This window comes from Pedobacter lithocola (genome assembly GCF_042650845.1).
GTDB lineage: Bacteria > Bacteroidota > Bacteroidia > Sphingobacteriales > Sphingobacteriaceae > Pedobacter > Pedobacter lithocola.
Genome location: NZ_JBHSBW010000011.1, coordinates 383,728 through 401,276 on the forward strand (window position 1 = coordinate 383,728; position 17,549 = coordinate 401,276).

Here is a 17,549-nt window from a genome sequence, read left to right on the forward strand (position 1 = left end):
CCACTAAAAATATTATAAATGAAAAAAATTTTCCTTATCGCATTGGTCGGATTCGCATCTTTGCAACTCAGTGCTCAAAATATTGATAAGATCATTACCCGTGAATACACAGATTATCTAATTAAAACCTTAAGTGCCGATGACATGCAAGGCAGGGCAACTTTTTCGCCTGGTATTGATAAAGCTGCAACTTTTATCGAATCTGAGTTTAAAAAAATTGGTTTAAAACCTTTAGCGGGTGAGACATCATTTCGTCAGAGTTTCTTTAAAATCAGACTTACACCAGAACCTACAAAATTGGTTATTGATGGACAAACCATTCCTCAAGAAAACATCTTGGTTACCGGGAAATCTCCATCAGTAGCATTTACGCAAAGCAATAGTGATGGATTTGTAAAATTAGATACCTCAAAAACGTTTGCTGCACAATATAGAACGCTAAGTCGTGCAGGCAAAAGACAAATTGTTTTGGTTGATAACAAATTTGCAGCAGACTTTAAACGCTACAAATCATTTACTGGTCGCGGTGCTATATTAGATGAAAAGGATATGCAAAACCCAACGCAAGATGCAATGATATTTGTGCTTGGTGTTAATGACGCAAAAGAGTTTAATGTTGAAGTGAAAAATAAAATAGAGAAACTGTCGCTTTTTAATGTTGGCGGAATGATTCCTGGTAAATCAAAAGAAAAGGAATTGGTGGTTTTTTCTGGGCATTACGACCATTTAGGAATTACTAAATCAGTTGATGGCGATAGTATTGCAAACGGTGCCGATGATGATGCTTCCGGAACCACCGCAATGATTGCTTTAGCAAAGTATTACAAAGCTCAAAAAAATAATGAGCGTACTTTAATTTTCGTGGCTTTTACTGCTGAAGAGATTGGTGGTTTTGGTGCAAGATATTTCTCAGAAAAATTAAATCCTGATGATGTTGTAGCCATGTTTAATATTGAGATGATTGGAAAGGATTCTAAGTTTGGCAAAAACACAGCATTTATAACTGGATACGAGCGTTCTGATTTTGGGAAAATTTTACAGAAAAACTTAACGGGCACTGAATTTACTTTTCATCCAGACCCATATCCAGAGCAAGGACTTTTTTATAGAAGTGATAATGCAACACTTGCCGCATTGGGCGTTCCGGCACACACCATTAGTACCGATAAAATTGATATTGATAAATTATACCACACCGTTAAAGATGAATACAGTTCTTTAGATGTAGAAAATATTTTATCAACGATTAAAGCGATTGCAAAAAGTGCAACCTCAATTATTAATGGAACGGATACGCCAACAAGGATTCCGAAGTTGAAGCAATAATTTCAGATTTAGTTGTGGTTTGTGAGGACTTAAGCTAAAGTAGTGAAAAGCAAAATAAGCCGCAGATTAACAGGTTAAATTTACATAATCAGGTAATCTGTGGCTTTCTTATTTTTTTTAATTTGTTTGTCTTTTCGACTGAAGCGCAGCGAAATCGAGATTATTAAATTCTCGGCTCTAAAACTTATACTCCATCACATAATCATCCATAAAATACCCATTGCCGATATCTAATTTTACTGATTCTTTAACGGTAAAGCCTGCTTTTAGATAGAAATCTTTGGCGTTATTATGCTTATTTACATTTAATTCTAAAGATGATGCGCCGGCTTCTTTAACCTGATTAAATACTTCATTCATTAGAATTTTGCCAACACCTTTGCCATGGGCAGAAGGTAAAACATAGAGTTTATGCAATTTGTAAATCCTTTCTTCATGCCCGACAATGGAGTAACCTGCGAAGCCGTAGTTTTCTGAGCCATCCTCGGCGATAATAAAGGTATGGCCATCCATTAACTGCTTAAGCAATTCGCCTTTGCTGTACATTTTATCAAGCATATAATCAATTTGTGCCTGACCGATAATGTCGAGATAGGTTGATGGCCAGGTTGCTGATGCAATTTCCTGAATCAATTCAATATCTTCTTCTTTAGCTTTTTTTAGCGTTATCATAATGGTTCACTGATATAAATGGGTTGCCCGCTGAAAGTGAATTCTACAAAACCATCATTTACCACTTCAAAAATTTCATCTTCATTTTGGGTGAGGTTAGTTACCTCTAAATAGCGATTGCCATGAATTAAAAACTGGCTTCCTGCTGGTTTCCAAACAGAAAAACCTGATTTAATTGGATAGTGTTTGGCTTTTTCGGTAAACACAACCAGGTTAATCTGATCTTCAAAACCAGCAAATTTTTCCAAATCGAATTTCGCCGTAATTACATTTACAGCAGGAAATTTCTCATCGTATAAATGGTTAATGGCTACCATCAAAGCATCAACCGGACCTTGAATTACCTTCGTATCTTCTTGTGCATCCCCTTCTTTGCCATTGACTAAAACATCAATCTTAATGCCTAAAGAAAGTATTTTCTCGTAGTTTTCGCCGTTAACCAACAGGGTTGGGCTCCATTCTAAAAGCTGACCTAAAAGTTCCTCATTAAAATTTCCGAGCTCATCAATATATAAGGCCGGTTCTTGTTTTTCTTTTACGATATGGTGTGAAGACATAATGCGAAGATAAACTAATTTCAGATTTTAGAATTACGGTTTTAGAATTTTAAAGAATTGATTACCTATTGTACGGATACTCATTAATCCAATGAAAGCCTCGGTTAATTAATCTAAACTTTTTCAAATCTTTACATTTAAAGCTAATTGAGATTGAGTCCTGGTTTTTCACCCCTTTTAATATAAGATGATTTTCATCGGGTATATCGTATATAAATTGATACTGAGATTCATCTCCGTTGCGGGAAGTTAAAGTCAAACGTCTTAATTCTCTATGAAACACTGTAGTAAAGGTTTGGGAGCTGTCGTTCATCAATTTCACTTGAGCAAAGCCCTCCCAGTTAATAATCATTTGACGCCAACGCGTACTATCTGTTAGGAGAGGAAGCACCTCTTTTCCTTTAGATTTGACTGTTTCTACGTCATAAATACCATAAAGAAAAGGTTTTGGAGCTTTTGCACCGTAAGTGTATTGTCGGTTAAATGCGTTGTCTAACATTATACCAATGGTCCATACAATGAGTAAATATTTCAATGACCTAAATAAAATAAGCTGCCATTTTTTTGTAAATGTAGGAGTCTGAAGCGCTTTTAGTTTTTGCGGTTCGTTGGTTAAAAAGAACTTAAAAATGGTTTGAAGATAAGGTGCCAGGATAAACAGGCACATAAATACCAGTGTCGTAGATAAAATCTTTACAGGCACGTCAAAGAAGTAATCCATGGCCATTACATGAACGCTTGCGGCCAACGATAAAAATGCACCAACAACCATAGTGCGTTTAAAAAGTAAAAGTATTGCAGATATTTCTATAATACCCATAAAGATATTGTAGCCTTTAGAAAAACCCAAAAATGTCCATGCTAGCCCCATTGGCGATGCATCTCCAAATGGCTGTACAAGTCGGTTTAAAGTTGGTTGCGGAAATTGAAGTTGAATTACTTTTACGGAGCCATAAAGGATAAGTGTAAATGCAAGATAAAACCGAACGACAACAATAAGCCAATAATATAATTTGCCGTAATTCTTTCGCTTATAATCTAATAACGACCAAATTAAACATCCAAATACGGAAAGAGTAACAAAAAACAGAAGCAGCACATAATCATAAGTTGTGTCTCCGCTACCATTTGTAAACACTGTAATGTTGTAATCGTTTTTAAGAACATTAAGCGATAACCAAGGTATTATTCGGTGTAATAACTCCGTTGGATAGAAAAAAATCTGACGGGCATAGAGAAACGCACCATTATTGTTTAAGAAGACTAATAAAACCAATAAAATAAAGAAGAATCTGAAAGCTATTTTTTTGGATAAATTCCAGTTTAATTCATTATCGAGAGCTGCAGACATAATTTAGATTTGAGTTATTTCAAATCTATAAAATTATTTAATGGAATAATTTCTAACCTTTAACTGCCTCGTAAAAATCCTGATAGGCTTGGATAAAATCATCAGCAAAATTTATTGCTCCTGAAACGGCAATGCCATAAATTCCGGTTTGCATTAAGCTTTCGACATCGTAATTGGATATGCCGCCAACCGCTAAAATTGGGAGGTTTAAGTTTTGATTTTCTAATTCTTTAATTGCGTTTCTGTATTCACTTAGCGTTATAAAAGGATAATTATTGGGTTTAGTTTCTGTTGCAGCAAAAGGTCCGAACCCGGCATAATCTACACCCTGTTTAGCTAAACGAATTAAATTATCAATGGTATTTGCCGAGCCACCTAAAGTTATATCATCACCAACCTGGATGCGAAGTTTGTTAAAATCCGCATCCATATCTTCGATGTGAAATCCCTGAATATCAGCCTTTCCATTTAAATGGATATGATTGGTTACAATAAGGGTCGTTCCCCAATCATCACAAATGCCTGCAATCTCATTAATATCTTGCAAAAGTTCCTCATCAGTTTTACTTAAACAACGGTATTGAATCCATTTTGCACCAGCTTCGCAAGCATTTTGAGCTTGTTCTACGTGGCTTAAATGTGGTATATCGTGTGTTATGTATTGAAACTTTTCGATGTATTTCATGCTAGAATAGTCTAATGTTGGTGGTTATTCGTTTATCGTTGTTCGCTTTCCGTGATTCTTCCTTTGTTCCTTGCGCTTTAATCCTTATTCATTGCGCTTTTACACCTTCAGCCTTTTACCTTAATTTAAAATTTAACATTTAAACTTAGTAAAAAATTAGTGCCTGCCTGTGGATAATAAAAGTTTTCGGTAACTCTGCTTCCGCCAGATAAATAGCCATAGGTATAGCCATTGCTTTCATATTTTTTATCAAATAGGTTATTTACAAGCAAGCCAAGGTTTACATTTTTAACACCTGCAAATTTAAAATCGTAGCCCAAACGAGCATTGCTCACCCAATAACCATTTATAGTTCTGTCGTTGTTTTGAGTGTTATCCAAATATTGTTTACTAACGTATTTGCTCTGTAAAGCAACTGCAAAACCAGCGATAGGTTTATATACCAACTCTCCAAAAAGAACTGCTGCGGGTGAGTATGAAATATCAGTTAACGAATAGTTATTTACAACCTGTCCGCCATTATCATAATCATCATAATACTCGGTAAAGTTTTTGATTTTATTTCTGCTAAGTGCTGCATTGGCATTTAAGGCAAATGATTTATTTATGATGTACGAACCATCAATCTCAATACCCAGGCGATAACTTTTATCTACATTCTGACGGTAATTTCCACCAACATCGTTTATTTTACCCGTTACAACCAACTGGTTTTTATAAAACATACCGTAAGCGTTTGCACCTAAATTGAATTGCTTATTTTTAAAACGATAGCCTAATTCTACATCATTTAAGTTTTCAGGCTTTGGAAAAACGCCTACAGCTGCATCCGTATAATCATCGCGATTTGGCTCTTTATTAGCTACACTAAATGAAGCATATAAATTGCTTTCTGGATTTATAAAATAAGTTGCACCAAATTTAGGATTGAAGAAATTTAAGGTTTCGTTAATAGCTAAAGTGTTCAGCTTGTTTTCTGTTCCGGCAATATCATAATAAACCCTGCGGTACTGCAAATCCATAAATAAGCTTAGGTTTTCAATTGGACTGTAATTCACTTTGCCGTAAATGTTAAAGTCGGTTTTAAAGCCATCGTTATCATAGTAATGCCTGTCTATACTTCCATTTGATGCATATTGTGCCCAAATTATTTGTCCGAAGTGTGCACCTTTATATTCGTTATAAGCACCACCCAAGGTAAAATTCAGGTTCTTTTCTGGCACATAATTCAATGCGTAGGTAACACCATAAAAATCATTATCTAACCAACGGCGGCGAATTAAATCGGTTTTATCTATCGTTGTACCACCAATAACAATAGGCTGTAAACCATAATCTGTTAAATTATTTTGAACCCTATATTCTTCATAATAACCTTCGCCTTGCGTATAATGTAATGCACCATTGAATGATAATTTATCAGATAACTGCCTTGCATAAAGCAACTGGTAATGATTTTGCCAATAATTATCGGTTTGGTTATCGTATAAAAAGCTATTGTAGGTTCTTCCAGAATTTAACAGATTATCCGCATCTACTGGGCTTAATCCATTTCTATCGATGTAAGCCTGCATACCTGCAACATCATTATTCAGTCTCGATTCTGGTATTCCGTTCCATGATTGATAGGTTTTTTCCGAGCCAGCAAAAACGTTTATCCTTAATAAATCTTTATTGCCATGGTATGCACCCGACATGAAGTATGATTTTAAAAGCGAAGCACCTCTATCTACGTATCCGTCAGAACTGATTCTAGATAATCGTCCATCAAAACTGAAACGATTGTTGATTAACCCGGTACCAACTTTAACTGTATTTTTCCAGGTATCGAAACTGCCGTAAGTGCTATTAACTTCAGCATAAGGCTCCATTTCGCTAGCCGTAGTTTGAATGTTTAAACTGGCTCCAAAAGCTCCTGCGCCATTTGTTGATGTGCCCACACCACGTTGAATTTGAATGTTATCAACAGACGAAGCAAAATCGGGCATGTTTACGTAAAATGTACCCTGACTTTCACTATCGTTTATTGGTATGCCATTAACCGTTACATTAATTCGGCTATTATCGCTACCGCGGATGCGAATTCCGGTATAACCAACACCGGCGCCGGCATCGGATGTAACCACAACACCAGGTGTATTTTGGAGTATAAATGGCAAATCCTGACCAAAGTTATTTTCTTGAATTTCAGCTTTACCGATGTTTTTGTAGGTTGTAGCTGATTTTTCATTCGCTCGTGTGGCCCGAACAATTACTTCATCTGCCAAAAATGCCTGTGGCGTTAAAATAAAATTTAAGGTTTCATTTTTTGTAAGCGTTATAAATTGCTCAGTTGATTTATAACCTAAATAACTCACATTTAAAACGTAGTTACCTGCAGATAAATTTGATAAAGTAAAGTTCCCATCAGCAGTGCTTACGGCATCTGTTTTTCGGTTTCTCACTTTAATGGTTGCACCTGGTAAAGGTTTTTGATTGTTATCTGTCACTTTTCCTGTGATAGAAATTTGTGCTAATGCAAAGAATGGCATCATTGCAGTAAAAACCGCAAAAAGTAATTTTTTCAATTTTAAATTGTTTAGTTAAACCCATCGGAAATAGGGGTACTCCCGATTTCAGTTAAACTTCCATAACTCCAATCCCTACGCCGGCATTACCCGGATCAGGTGCATTTAAGGTTTAGGGTTTTGAGGTTTAGGGCTTAGGGTTTTTGCAATTTGCAGAACCTTTTACCTTTCACCTTTTACCTTTCACCGTAAAATGGGTATGATCTCAGCCCGTTTTTGTGTTTATAACAAACAAGGCACCCCTAATGATGTGGCAAATGTAGAAAATATTTTAAGAATACAGCAGAAAAAATATATTGATGTTTTTTAATTCTAGAAAAGCAGTTTTCTACTTTATCGGTAAGTTTCTGTCCCGCTTTATACTTCAAAAAAGCAGAAAAAGCTTTTGTTTTCCGTTCCAATCAGGTTTATTTTACCCCAAATAGTACTGCTATTTTAGCCACTTAAACCCGACCAAAGCGAGATGCCACCAATTTTTCATTGGGGCAGAAGCGGGGGCGGGGAGGTATTTTTATAGTATTACTGCAATTGCTTTCCAAAAAATTATGGATGTAAAAAATCATCAATTGTTGCAACAGCGTTATTAATCCTAATTTCCCCAATACCGCTAATTACCTTATAATTTGCATTTAAAGCCTTAAGTTCTTTATGCCAAACTTCCATAAAATATTCCCTTTGGTTTGGGAAATCGCGTAAAGGGTCATCTTGCCAAGGCAAATCAATATCCATTAAGAGGTAGAGATCGTAAGGTCTTTTTGGTAAGGCATCCAACACAATTTGAGGTGTTTCGCCTAACATTTCATCGCTCCATATTTTTACAGTAACAAATGTTGTATCACAAATTATAAATTCATTTTCTGTAGTTGTCAATACAGCGTCTTCCAAAGCTATCTGTCCGTAAAACATATTTACTTCATCCTGTAAAGTATATGGTGCTGTTAAATTTTCACAATAATAACGAGCGTATTCTGGCACCCATGCAACTTTGTAGTGTTTCGCCAGGAATTGAGATATGGTAGATTTGCCCGTGCTTTCAGGGCCTACTACAGCAATTTTCTTAATTAATTTGTTCACGAAATGTTTTTCTCCAATCTAAGTAGCCTTTTAAAGCAATTGCAATTAATACGAAATATAAAATTGCGCTTAAATTTAAATGTTTATAAAGAAATAATGGTACATAACAGATGTTGGCAAATATCCATAAAAGCCAATTTTGTAAAATTTTTCTGGTTAATAAAATTTGAGCAACAAAGCTTACTGATGTGCAAAAGCCATCGGCATAAGGTACCGTACTATTGGTGTACTTTGCCATAAACCAGCCTAAAAATAAACTTAATAAAGCGATAAATAAGATGGAAATTACCCAACCTTTAAAGTTTAATAAGGTAATTGGTTTTTGTATTTCGGTTTTATTGCTTAACCAAAAGTACCAACCATAAAAACCTGTAAAAAGGAAATATACTTGAAGCGTCATATCGCCGTACATGGCTTCTTTATAAAACAAAAATCCGTAAGCAGTTACGCTAATTAAGGATATCGGCCAGTTCCAAATGCTTTCTTTAGCCGCAAGATAAATACAAATAAAACCAGTTATAACAGCTATCCATTCGAGCCATGAAGTGTGTTCGAATTGATTAACCAAAAATTGTAAAAAGGAATTCGCCGATAACAACATTAACTCAAAAATAGAAACAAAAAGGTGATTAAAGAAAAAATCCGGTCGAGGAGGGCTCCTCTGACCGGATAATAAACCAAACAAACTATTTATGAAGAAATCCTCATTGCGGTTAACTACTCCGCGAGGAAGCTTTAGATTGAACTAAAGTATTTACAAAACGCAAATACATTCAGCTTATTACAACATTATTGCCAATAGTTACTTCTTATCCGTTTCGTGACGTATATATGACTACTACCCGCAATTTTATCCAAAATTTTATAATTCTTCATTCCAAACGGCTTAAACCATATAAATTATTTATTTCTATTGTCCAATTCATAGTACGAAACTTAAATTTTTGTTCATTTTTTCAAACTTTGTACGGGTAAATGGGTTTATATTTAACATAATTTAACTTTTGGTTATTATCTTGTATTTAATCTAATCGCAAATCCCTTTGTTATGAAAAAATTGAATATAGTTATGGTAGTTGGACTACTATTATCATTTATAGCATTTGCCTTCACAAATATTAGAGTTGGTGGAATTACCGGAAAAATTACACCACCTGAAGGCGCTTCCTCAGTGGCTTTAGTAGCTGGAACAGATACGGTAAGAGCTGAATTAAACAGTGGAAGTTTTACATTTATCAACCTTAAAGAAGGCGTTTATAAAGTTTGGATAAAAGGCAATGCACCGTATAAAGATGCTACCATAGAAAATGTTGCAGTAAAAGATAGCGCAACAACTGATTTAGGCGAAATAAAATTGCAACAATAACATCTATTACGAAAGAATAATTTACAAAAGAGGGCCTCGCAAGTCCTCTTTTTTATTTTAAAATAATAGGCCTAAAATACTTCTAAACGTGTATCTTTGCATCCCGACAGAACAGTTGGGATTTTCTTCTTATAAAAGCAAAAAACCTTCTTGCTTCATGGTTCTTAAAAGAACTTACACTTTAGAAATTTAATTACTGTATTAAGCTTTATCATGCCTAAAGACACCTCCATTCGCTCAGTATTGATTATCGGATCAGGACCAATTATTATTGGCCAAGCATGCGAATTTGATTACTCTGGTTCGCAAGCTGCGTTATCCTTAAAAGAAGAAGGAATAACAGTTTCCATTATTAACTCGAATCCGGCAACGATTATGACGGATAAAGTTATTGGCGACCATGTATATCTTCGTCCGCTATCGGTTGATTCAATTGAAGTTATTTTACAGGAACATATCGATTCGCCTGATTTGCCTAGAATTGATGCTGTATTACCTACCATGGGCGGGCAAACGGCGTTAAACCTTTGTAAAGAAGCCGAAGAACGTGGTGTTTGGGAAAAATATGGGGTTAAGGTTGTTGGAGTAGACGTTGATGCCATCGAGAAAACCGAAAACCGTGAATGTTTCCGCCAGTTAATGGTTGATATTGGCGTTGGCGTAGCCCAATCGAAAATTGCGAATTCCTTTTTAGAAGGTAAAGAAGCTGCTCAAGAAATCGGTTATCCATTGGTAATTCGTCCATCATACACATTAGGTGGTTCTGGTGGTGGTTTTGTGCACAAAAAGGAAGAATTTGATGCTGCACTTAAACGAGGTTTAGAAGCCTCTCCAACACATGAGGTTTTAGTAGAAAAAGCTGTTTTAGGCTGGAAAGAATACGAATTAGAGCTTTTAAGAGATAGCAACGATAACGTAATCATCATCTGTTCAATCGAAAACTTCGACCCAATGGGTATTCACACCGGAGATTCGATTACGGTTGCACCAGCCATGACTTTATCTGACCGCTGTTATCAAGACATGCGTAACCAGGCGATTAAAATGATGCGTGCCATCGGAAATTTTGCTGGTGGTTGTAACGTTCAGTTCTCGGTAAACCCGGCTAATGATGAAATCATCGCCATCGAAATTAACCCACGTGTATCGCGTTCATCAGCGTTGGCAAGTAAAGCAACAGGTTATCCTATCGCTAAAATTGCAGCCAAACTGGCTATCGGTTACAACCTGGATGAAATCGAAAATCAAATTACAAAAACAACTTCAGCATATTTTGAACCTACTTTAGATTACGTTATCGTTAAAATTCCTCGTTGGAATTTCGATAAATTTAAAGGCGCCAATAAAGAGCTTGGTTTGCAAATGAAATCGGTTGGTGAGGTAATGGCAATCGGTCGTACCTTTATCGAAGCATTGCAAAAAGCTTGTCAGAGTTTAGAAATTAGCCGTGCAGGTTTAGGTGCCGATGGCAGACAAGTGCGTAATATTGAAGAAATTATGGACGGTTTGGAGCACGCTTCATGGAACCGTTTGTTTTTAATAAAAGATGCCATGACGATGGGTGTGCCTTTGGAGTCTATCCGCAAGGTGACTAAAATTGATAAATGGTTTTTAAATCAAATTCAGGATTTAGTTCTTTTAGAAACTGAACTGAAAAGATATTCGTTAAATAATATCCCTCAGGATTTCTTCATGACCTTGAAACAAAAAGGTTTCTCTGATATTCAGATTGCCTGGTTGCTTGGAAACGTTACCGAAGATGAGGTTTATGATAGACGTAAAGCATTAGGAATTAACCGTGTTTATAAAATGGTTGATACTTGTGCTGCAGAGTTCCCGGCTCAAACACCATATTATTATTCTTCTTTTGATGAAGAAAACGAATCTGTTCCATCTAACAATAAAAAAGTGATTGTTTTAGGTTCTGGTCCGAATCGTATTGGGCAAGGGATAGAATTCGATTACTCTTGTGTACACGGTTTGTTGGCCGCAAAAGAATCGGGCATCGAAGCCATCATGATTAACTGTAACCCTGAGACGGTTTCTACGGATTTTAACATGGCCGATAAATTATATTTCGAGCCAGTTTTTTGGGAACATGTTCGTGAAATAATCGAATTGGAAAAACCAATGGGTGTTATCGTTCAGTTGGGTGGACAAACGGCACTTAAAATGGCCGAAAAACTTAAAGAAAGGGGCATCAGAATTATTGGTACATCTTTCGAGAATATGGATATTGCTGAAGACCGTGGTCGTTTTTCTGATTTGTTAAAAGAGTTGGATATTCCTTATCCACGTTACGGTGTTGCAGAAAATGCTGAAGAAGCCATTGTTGTAGCAAACGAAGTTGGTTATCCGGTTTTGGTTCGTCCGAGTTACGTTTTAGGCGGACAAGGAATGAGCATTGTAATTAACGACGAAGATTTAGAAAAAGCAGTTGTAAAATTATTGGGAGATTTACCTGGAAACAGGGTTTTAATCGACCACTTTTTAGATAGAGCAGAAGAAGCAGAATCGGATTCGATTTCTGATGGAGACGATGTACATATAGTAGGTATGATGGAACATATTGAGCCTGCAGGCATTCATTCCGGAGATTCATTTGCGGTTTTGCCAACATTCAGCTTATCAGAAAAGGTAACCAAATCGATGGAGGAATACTCTATAAAAATTGCCAAAGCTTTAAATGTTATTGGATTGTTAAACATTCAGTTTGCCATTAAAGATGAAAAGGTGTATGTAATTGAGGCTAATCCAAGAGCATCTCGTACGGTTCCTTTTATCGCAAAGGCTTATGATGTTCCATACATTAATATTGCCGCGAAAATTATGTTGGGTGTAGCAAAATTGAAAGATTTTACCATCGAACGTAAACTAAAAGGTTATGCCATAAAAGAACCGGTTTTTTCTTATGAGAAATTCCCTGAAGTAGCGAAGGAATTAGGTCCGGAAATGAAATCTACTGGTGAGGCCATTCGTTTCATAAAAGATTTGGAAGACCCATATTTCCGCAAGCTTTATAAAGATAAATCAATGTATTTGAGTAAATAATTAGCAAGGGCGATGGAAACATCGCCCTTTTTTTGCCGTCGGCTAAAGCCAGACGGCAATGAATATTAGATGGCTAATTTTAGTTGTTTATATCTTTTTTATCAATGGTCTTTGAGGAAACAGAGAATCGGCTCTATTATTTATATGAAGTTTGTAATTTATCAAAATACTCTCCCTGCTGTTAATCGAAATAATAGCTATTCATTGACGTCGGCTAAAGCCAGACGGCAATGAAATTGGATGGCTAATTTTAGTTGTTTATATCTTTTTTATCAATGGTCTTTGAGGAAACAGAGAATCGGCTCTATTATTTATATGGAGTTTGTAATTTATCAAAATACTCTCCCTGCTGTTAATCGAAATAATAGCTATTCATTGCCGTCGGCTAAAGCCAGACGGCATTAGTATTTAATTTTTCATCCTTGACCACAAATCATTATTTTCATCAAGAAAAAATCTCCTCTTTAACAATTAGTTTTTCATTCTATTCTGCTCGGCTTCTGTTCCTGTAGAACGACGGCGGGCAGGTTTAATTTCATTTTTACCGAAGCGGTAAGTAAAAGTTATTCTTCCAATTTGACTTTCATTTTTTTGATACAGATCATATTTCAAACCCGGGTAGGCACTCGATAAATCAGTTTTGTAGGTATTAAATACATCCGATAAAGCAAGTTTCAAACTCGCTTTTTTATTCATTAGAGATTTACTCAATCCGGCGTCGATTGAATATCTTGATTTTATACTTAGTGTACCATAATCAAGCGGAGATTCGTAGCTGCCGTTTAGCTCTGCAGTAAAACCACTAACAATGGTAAAGCTTTGCTGCGATTTAAATTGGAAAGACGTTTTACCGGTTTTTAGAGCACTTCCAGCCAAATCAGGCGCTTCGAAACTTAAATAAAATACATTTAAGTTGTTATTCATTTCCCACCATTTAACAACTTTAACAGGGATATTTAGATTTGCAGTATAGCTAATGTTTTTTGCAAGGTTTTCATTGGTTTGGTATAATGCTTTTTGAGCTTCATCTGGCAAAATCACTTCAGCAATTACATCATTAGTTCTGCTATAACCAATAGAAAGCATGTATTTCGACATAAGAGTGTAGCTCAACTCTACATTATTGGTGTATTGAGGTTTTAAAAATGGATTCCCTTTACTGTAGGTGTATTGGTCTAAATAATATATAAATGGATTTAAGGCATCATAACTTGGTCGGTCTATTCTACGGCTGTAAGAAAAACCAAGTTGGTTGTTTTTGTTTAAGGTTTGCTGAACAAAAAGCGTTGGAAAAAAATCCCAATAACTTCGATCAACAATTGTATTTGTGGTAATTAAATTGCCTTTAGAATTGGTTTGCTCTACCCTCAATCCAAGTTGAACACTAGTGTTTTTAAATTGTTTATTGATGTTTGTATAAGCTGCATTTACATTTTCATCATAAACAAATTGATTGCTTCGGCGAACATCGTTTTGCCAAACATTGTTAATTAATTCTTCAGCCTGCAAATCATTATCTGTTTTAACCCAACTGCTTTTAATGCCTGCTTCTAATTTAATGGTTTTACTCAATGCAACGTTATAATCTACTTTAAAAGCTTTAATATCTATTTTAGAAGGAGTATTGTTGCGGGTATAATTTATTGGGCGTATTCTGCTTCCGTTAGGTAACAAATAATCGTTTTCGTAATCAGAGCCGTCATTTCCATTGTATTTAGAATAATCAAAATCGGCAGAAAGTTCGGAGCCAGCCGTATCTAAAACTGATTTATAGTTTAAGTTGTAAGATAAGTTATTGTATTTATTGGTTTGCAAACTGTTAGAAAGTAAAGTAGAATCTACTTTTTGAAAAGAAGAACCAATAAAGGTATTGTTTTTGGAAGCTTCAGTTCCATTATTAAAGTATCCGTTTACTAGTAAACCTATTGTGTTTTTTTTATCGATGAAATAATCTAATCCGGCTTTAAAGTTATTGTTTTGTTGCTTCCTGATGCTTCCTCCGCTTTGCATAAAATATGTATCAGGCGTGCCATTTGAAATTCTATCAATAGAAATTAAATTTTCGCGTTCAGTTCGGCCATAATTATAATTGCCAAAAATATTTAGTTTTTGAGTTCGATGATTAAGGTTTAAACCTGTGTTTCCTCTAAAGTTTTTACCATAACCTGCAGTTGCATTTACACTTCCATTTGTACCGCCATTTTTGCTCTTTTTGGTTTTGATATTGATAATTCCAGAATTCCCCGCGGCATCGTATTTTGAAGATGGATTTGTAATTAACTCGATGGTTTCTATTTCCGAACTTTGCATATTTCGAAGTAAGTTAGCCACATCGGCACTACTCATATAAGTTTGTTTTCCATCCAATTGTATCAAAACACCTTGTTTGCCTTGCATAGAAATATTATCATTTTGATCAACCGAAACACCGGGTGCTTTTTGCAAAACCTCTAATGCTGTAGAGCCTGTCATAATTGCGCTACTCGAAACATTCATAACAACTTTATCCATTTTTCTTTCGATTAATGGTTTGGTTACTGCAATGTTAACTTCTTTTAAATTTTCGGTATTTGATATGAGCTGTACGGTGCCGAAATCTATCTTTTGATTACCATCTGCTAACGACAAAATTTTACTTTTAACCGTTTTGTAGCCCATGTTACTGGCTTTGTAATAATAATTCCCTGGTGCAGAAATGCTAAACCCAAATAATCCGTTTGGGTCTGTAAATCCGGTTTTTACAACGCTAGAGTCTGAAGCTTTGAACAAAACTACAGTTACATAATCTGCGGGTTTTTTGTTCTCATCGAGAATTATGCCTGTTATATTTGCTTTTGGAGTTGTTTGTGCAAACGTATCCAATGAAGTGATAACGGCTAAAAAAATAAGAGAGATACTGTAAAAATTTTTCATTGGTTTAATATTTTAATTTAAATTTTTGGCAAAACGATTCTCATAACGCTATTTCTGCATTTCAATCAATTTTGCATTATTATTAAAGCTTAGTTGGAAACGAACGGTTTCCTTTGTTTAGTTATAGGTAAGACGACCGTTTTTTTAAAAGGTTACAGGAATTCTTACCAAATCGTTAGAATAAAAAAAAGCCACAGATTTTCAAGTAGTTAATTACTTAAAATTCTGTGGCTTATTATTTCTTATCGAAGATTTATTTCATTCCTAAAACATCAACGCCTTGTTCAAAAACCACATCAACAGGAATGTTTTTTCTGGTCAATCTATCTAAATCTGATTGTAATTCTGGTGCAATCATAGCCATAGATTTTTGTGCTTTTTCTACCGCAACTTTATCACCATTGCCTTGTAAAGTGATAATGAAAGCACTCAAATCATTCATCGCTAAAGCAAATTTATCAAAATTTACTTTGTAAGTTCCTTTAGTAGTACGCTCAAATGCGCCTTTTTCTTTAAAATAGTTAAAGCATTGCATATTGGCTTTTCCATGCGCTTCTGATACGCCGAAACGAACTGAGCGTAAAATTCCGGCCATAAAAGTGGTGTAATACTCTTTAACATCGCCCTGCAATTCGCCTTTTTTTAATAATCCGGTTACCATATACAGGCCAAGTACATCTGCTTTGCCTTCTTCCAGCCAGCTATATTGTTCTTTTAATGCCGCACGAACATATCCTTTTCCATTAATTGTCTTTTTGATACCTAAGCCATGTGCAACTTCATGAAACATTACATTGGCAAAAAAGGCATCAAACTTGATGTATTTTTGTTGTTCTGCATCAATCAATTCTTTTGATATCGGAACTAAAATCTTGTCAAATTTTGCTTGCATTGCATTTTTTAACTGCGAACGTCGTGTTCCTTTTTCCTGCTGAATTTTTTCATCATTTGGAAGGTTAACCGCGATGGTTTTGGAACCGGCGTTACAATCTCCAGCATAATAAACTACATCGTAAGCGTTTAATTCAGAATCTGTACCAGGTGTTTCTTTTTTGTATTTTGCAGGTACTGGTAAGTTTTTCTGCAATTCAGGAAGCAGTTTTACATATTTCGCCAATCGCTTGCTCCATTCTTTATCCTTAATTAATACATAAGCTTCGTAACTGGTACGGGCATTAAAAAGCTTGTCTTCGTAGTTTTCTATTGGTCCGATAATAAGGTCCAAACCATTGGTTTTCATATCTAACCATGCATAATCACTTGCCGTAAAGTTATCTGATACCAAAGCATCTGCCCTTAAATTCAGGTATTTTTTCAAACCAGCATCTTCAGCAATTAATGCAGCTTGTTTTAATAATGAAGAAACTTTTTGAAGTTCGGAAGCAAATAAAACATGATAAGGAACGGTACTTAACTTTCCTGTACTATCTTTTTGTACAACAGAATACGCACCAAATTTATCTGCAAGGGTTGATTTTTCTATTTCTTCTTTGGTTATCCCATAAGGATAAAACGAAGCGCCTTCTGGTTTTGCTCCAACGCCTGCAACAAAGGGTTTATCATTACTTAACCTATCCCATGGACCATAATTTATATTAACAAAATCGCGGGTTTTTTCATCTTTAATTGTAGCCAGTAAACTATCTTTTTGCGGATAAGCTTGTTTCCAATACAGCTGATCCATAATTTCTGCAGCCTGAATTAACAGCGGTAAAACCTTCCTGTCATTTATGCTGAGATCGTTTAAATTGGTGGTAAGTTTTACCCTTTCATATATTGGTAAACGCTGGGCAACGTAGTTTAACAGCGTATCTTTTTGCACAACGGAAGTGGTTTTTCCATTAGTTGGTTTGGTTGTTTCCGTGCAAGCTGATAATAAACCTGCAGAAAGCGCTATGGCTGAGAGTAATATATTTGTTTTGTATATTTTCTTCATTTTAAATAGATATCGCCACTAAATTAGTAAAATTTGAAAGCTTTGTATAAA

12 protein-coding genes are annotated in these 17,549 nt (G+C 35.4%); 3 read left to right on the top strand and 9 right to left on the bottom strand.

Annotation, left to right across the window (positions count from 1 at the left end):
• The first annotated feature begins 18 nt into the window (after positions 1-18).
• Entirely contained in the window at positions 19-1,326 is a 1,308-nt protein-coding gene (locus tag ACFOWA_RS12040; RefSeq protein ID WP_378985433.1) for a M20/M25/M40 family metallo-hydrolase, read from the top strand.
• A 177-nt stretch (positions 1,327-1,503) separates the two neighbouring features.
• Here the strand turns inward: ACFOWA_RS12040 and ACFOWA_RS12045 are convergent, their stop codons facing one another.
• The 7 genes from ACFOWA_RS12045 to pnuC all read right to left on the bottom strand — a co-directional run bounded on the left by ACFOWA_RS12045 (position 1,504) and on the right by pnuC (position 8,800).
• The gene (locus tag ACFOWA_RS12045; protein ID WP_378985435.1) at positions 1,504-1,998 is read right to left on the bottom strand and encodes a GNAT family N-acetyltransferase; all 495 of its coding nucleotides are present in this window, start codon (positions 1,996-1,998) and stop codon (positions 1,504-1,506) included.
• Positions 1,995-2,555, bottom strand: coding sequence for a thiamine pyrophosphokinase (locus tag ACFOWA_RS12050; RefSeq protein ID WP_378985437.1), 561 nt, complete (start codon positions 2,553-2,555; stop codon positions 1,995-1,997). The genes ACFOWA_RS12045 and ACFOWA_RS12050 overlap by 4 nt, the downstream gene beginning before the upstream one ends.
• A 61-nt stretch (positions 2,556-2,616) precedes the next feature.
• The gene (locus ACFOWA_RS12055) at positions 2,617-3,906 is read right to left on the bottom strand and encodes a hypothetical protein (RefSeq protein ID WP_378985439.1); all 1,290 of its coding nucleotides are present in this window, start codon (positions 3,904-3,906) and stop codon (positions 2,617-2,619) included.
• Positions 3,907-3,958: 52 nt separating this feature from the next.
• On the bottom strand, positions 3,959-4,591 hold the full coding sequence (locus ACFOWA_RS12060) for a thiamine phosphate synthase (RefSeq protein WP_378985441.1): 633 nt from the start codon (positions 4,589-4,591) through the stop codon (positions 3,959-3,961).
• Positions 4,592-4,716: 125 nt separating this feature from the next.
• Complete coding sequence (locus ACFOWA_RS12065; protein WP_378985443.1) at positions 4,717-7,158, bottom strand: TonB-dependent receptor; 2,442 nt, start codon at positions 7,156-7,158, stop codon at positions 4,717-4,719.
• Between the two features lie 543 nt (positions 7,159-7,701).
• Positions 7,702-8,232, bottom strand: coding sequence for an AAA family ATPase (locus ACFOWA_RS12070; protein WP_378985445.1), 531 nt, complete (start codon positions 8,230-8,232; stop codon positions 7,702-7,704).
• Positions 8,216-8,800 (bottom strand): nicotinamide riboside transporter PnuC, encoded by a 585-nt coding sequence (pnuC, locus tag ACFOWA_RS12075; RefSeq protein WP_378985447.1) that lies wholly within the window; start codon positions 8,798-8,800, stop codon positions 8,216-8,218. Before pnuC ends, ACFOWA_RS12070 begins: the two co-directional genes overlap by 17 nt.
• A gap of 480 nt (positions 8,801-9,280) precedes the next feature.
• On the opposite strand from pnuC, the gene ACFOWA_RS12080 reads away from it, so the two are divergent.
• Complete coding sequence (locus ACFOWA_RS12080; RefSeq protein WP_378985449.1) at positions 9,281-9,598, top strand: carboxypeptidase regulatory-like domain-containing protein; 318 nt, start codon at positions 9,281-9,283, stop codon at positions 9,596-9,598.
• Between the two features lie 213 nt (positions 9,599-9,811).
• Positions 9,812-12,649, top strand: a complete 2,838-nt coding sequence (carB, locus tag ACFOWA_RS12085; protein ID WP_378985451.1) for a carbamoyl-phosphate synthase large subunit — start codon at positions 9,812-9,814, stop codon at positions 12,647-12,649.
• A gap of 471 nt (positions 12,650-13,120) precedes the next feature.
• On the opposite strand, the gene ACFOWA_RS12090 is transcribed toward carB, so the two are convergent.
• Both ACFOWA_RS12090 and ACFOWA_RS12095 read right to left on the bottom strand, forming a co-directional pair.
• Positions 13,121-15,562, bottom strand: a complete 2,442-nt coding sequence (locus ACFOWA_RS12090) for a TonB-dependent receptor domain-containing protein (protein ID WP_378985453.1) — start codon at positions 15,560-15,562, stop codon at positions 13,121-13,123.
• A 253-nt stretch (positions 15,563-15,815) separates the two neighbouring features.
• Entirely contained in the window at positions 15,816-17,498 is a 1,683-nt protein-coding gene (locus ACFOWA_RS12095; protein ID WP_378985455.1) for a dipeptidyl-peptidase 3 family protein, read from the bottom strand.
• Positions 17,499-17,549 lie beyond the last annotated feature (51 nt).

Excerpts from the sequence above, each read along its gene's own strand:
- ACFOWA_RS12095 (WP_378985455.1), bottom strand. The coding sequence starts at position 17,498 with ATGAAGAAAATATACAAAACAAATATATTACTCTCAGCCATAGCGCTT.
- ACFOWA_RS12055 (WP_378985439.1), bottom strand. The coding sequence starts at position 3,906 with ATGTCTGCAGCTCTCGATAATGAATTAAACTGGAATTTATCCAAAAAA.
- ACFOWA_RS12050 (WP_378985437.1), bottom strand. The coding sequence starts at position 2,555 with ATGTCTTCACACCATATCGTAAAAGAAAAACAAGAACCGGCCTTATAT.
- ACFOWA_RS12060 (WP_378985441.1), bottom strand. The coding sequence starts at position 4,591 with ATGAAATACATCGAAAAGTTTCAATACATAACACACGATATACCACAT.
- ACFOWA_RS12080 (WP_378985449.1), top strand. The coding sequence starts at position 9,281 with ATGAAAAAATTGAATATAGTTATGGTAGTTGGACTACTATTATCATTT.
- carB (WP_378985451.1), top strand. The coding sequence starts at position 9,812 with ATGCCTAAAGACACCTCCATTCGCTCAGTATTGATTATCGGATCAGGA.
- ACFOWA_RS12045 (WP_378985435.1), bottom strand. The coding sequence starts at position 1,998 with ATGATAACGCTAAAAAAAGCTAAAGAAGAAGATATTGAATTGATTCAG.
- ACFOWA_RS12040 (WP_378985433.1), top strand. The coding sequence starts at position 19 with ATGAAAAAAATTTTCCTTATCGCATTGGTCGGATTCGCATCTTTGCAA.
- ACFOWA_RS12090 (WP_378985453.1), bottom strand. The coding sequence starts at position 15,562 with ATGAAAAATTTTTACAGTATCTCTCTTATTTTTTTAGCCGTTATCACT.